Raw genomic sequence first — 536 nt, 5'->3', positions numbered from 1 at the left:
GCCCCCGTCGACTGGACCCCCCTCACGACCGCCGGCCCGCACCGCCTCACCGACCTGCCGACGTACCCCTTCCAGCACCGGCACCTGTGGATCGAGGACCTGGGTGCGGACGACACGCCGGTCGACGAACGCCGGGGCGGGTCCGGCGTGGACGGATGGCGGTACGGCGTGGCGTGGCGGCCGGTGGCCGGGAGCGGGGCGGAACGTCCGGCCGGTACCTGGTGGATCGTGGTCCCCGAAAGACACGAAGGACATGCCGAGGACCCGTGGGCCACGGCGGTGACGCGGACGCTCGCGGAGTGCGGCGCGCGGGCCGTCGTAGTGGAGCTTTCGGCGGCCGACACGGACCGGGCCGCGTTGACGGAGCGGCTGCGTGCCCTGGCCGCGGAGGGTTCCGAGGCGGGACCCGCCGGGGTGCTGTCCTTCCTGGCGCGGGACGCCCGGCGGGGCGCGGGGCGCCGGGTCCTGACCACCGGTGTCGCGCTCACTCTGACGTTGACCCAGGCGCTGCACGACCTCGGTCTGCGGGCTCCGTT

General features: G+C 75.6%; 1 protein-coding gene. It reads left to right on the top strand.

All coding sequences use genetic code 11. The annotated features are described in order from the left end of the window. The coding region (locus OG562_RS45905) for a hypothetical protein (protein WP_266409973.1) at positions 1-536 on the top strand (536 nt) is incomplete at both ends.

It is taken from the genome of Streptomyces sp. NBC_01275 (assembly GCF_026340655.1).
Taxonomy (GTDB): domain Bacteria; phylum Actinomycetota; class Actinomycetes; order Streptomycetales; family Streptomycetaceae; genus Streptomyces.
Note: the sequence above shows the minus strand (reverse complement) of the source record. Positions and strands in the feature narration are given on the sequence as shown.